Source organism: Paraburkholderia fungorum, from assembly GCF_046027605.1.
GTDB lineage: Bacteria > Pseudomonadota > Gammaproteobacteria > Burkholderiales > Burkholderiaceae > Paraburkholderia > Paraburkholderia fungorum_F.
This window is the reverse complement of record NZ_JAQQEF010000076.1, coordinates 1-1,695: the sequence shown is the minus strand read 5'-3', so window position 1 is coordinate 1,695 and position 1,695 is coordinate 1. Positions and strand designations below refer to the sequence as shown.

The 1,695-nt window shown below is 63.9% G+C and carries 1 protein-coding gene; it reads left to right on the top strand.

The window, feature by feature from the left end; all coding sequences use genetic code 11:
• Positions 1-108 precede the first annotated feature (108 nt).
• Positions 109-1,545 (top strand): ISNCY family transposase, encoded by a 1,437-nt coding sequence (locus PQR53_RS38790; RefSeq protein WP_408347671.1) that lies wholly within the window; start codon positions 109-111, stop codon positions 1,543-1,545.
• The last annotated feature ends 150 nt before the right edge of the window (positions 1,546-1,695 follow it).

The window sequence follows — 1,695 nt, the reverse complement described above, 5'->3', positions numbered from 1 at the left end:
TTGCATGTAGCGGCAATATGAGAATGTCGTGTTTCAGCAAGATACAGATGTCGTGTTTTGCAGCTGATGCCATGCTCGGCGTTTCCGGTCTGATTGCGGGAGCCCGCCATGCGTGCAGCCGAACTGGTGACACTGAACATGCGCGAACTCGACCGTTTAAAGGTGATTCAGGCGATTGTGGAGCTGGGACTGAAGCCCGGGCGCGCAGCTGAACGGCTCGGGCTGAGCGTGCGCCAGGTCGAGCGGCTGGTGATCCGCTATCGGGCTTCGGGTGCCGCCGGTTTGTGCTCGGGCCGACGCGATCGCCCGGGCAACCGGAAACTGGATGAAGGACTGGCTGTGCGGGCGCTGACGATCATCCGTGAACGCTACGCCGATTTCGGGCCGACGCTGGCCTGCGAGAAGCTGCACGAATGCCATGGGATCACGCTGTCGAAGGAAACCGTGCGGCATCTGATGACCGATGCCGGGCTGTGGATTCCGCGCCGGCAGCGCCCGCCGAAGCTCTATCAGCCGCGGGCCCGTCGTGCGTGTCTGGGCGAGCTGGTGCAGATCGATGGCAGCGAGCATCCGTGGTTCGAGGCACGGGCACCGCAATGCACGCTGCTGGTGTATGTCGACGACGCAACCAGCCGGCTGATGGCGCTGCATTTCACGGCGACCGAATCGACCTTCAGCTACTTTGAGGCGACGCGTGGGTATCTGGAGCGCTACGGCAAGCCGGTCGCGTTCTACAGCGACAAGGCCAGCGTGTTCCGGCCGACGCACACGCAGACCGGCGACCGGGGCGTGACGCACTTTGGCCGCGCGATGTACGAGCTGAACATCGACACGTGGTGCGCGAACAGCAGTTCCGCCAAGGGCCGCGTCGAGCGGGCGCACCTGACCTTGCAGGACCGGCTGGTGAAGGAACTGCGGCTGCGCGGCATCAGTACCATCGCGGCGGCCAATGCGTATGCGCCTGCCTTCATCGCGTCGTACAACGCGCACTTTGCGAAACCGCCGAAGAGCACGTTCGACGCACACCGGCCGCTGCGCGACGATGAGGATCTGGACGCGCTGCTGACGTGGCGCGAACTGCGGCGCGTGACGAAGTCGCTGACGGTGCAGTACGACCGCGTGATGTACCTGCTGGCGGACACGCCAGCGAACCGGAAACTGATCCACCGGTATATCGACGTGTGGGAGTATCCGGACGGGCGCATCGAGGTGCGGGCGGATGGCGTTGCCCTGCCCTGCGTCCCCTATGACCGGCTGTCGGAGATCGATCAGGGCGCGGTGATCGAGCACAAGCGGCTGGGGCACGCACTGCAGGTGGCGCAGGCGCTGCAGGCACAGCGTGATGACCGGCGCGCTTCGGGTTCACCGTCACGCACGCATCGTGGGCTGGCCGCCGGACGCAATCAGCGCGAACCGGGCACGAAGAAGCAGCGCGAGTTCACACGGGAAGATGTCAATGCAACGCTGACGCAGTTATCGGCAAAGCCGGTCACGATCGCGGTCAAGGCTCGCAAACCCGGGCCGCGGTCTGCAGGCACCCACTGAACGGACTGACACGCCCTGCCCGTTCACGTGCTGTCCTGCAACACTGCATTGAGCTTTAACCCATAAAAAGAGACTCAGCACCGGTGCCAGATACGACATTTCTATCTGGCCGGCACCCCGACATTTGAACCTGGCCTCGACATTGCATGT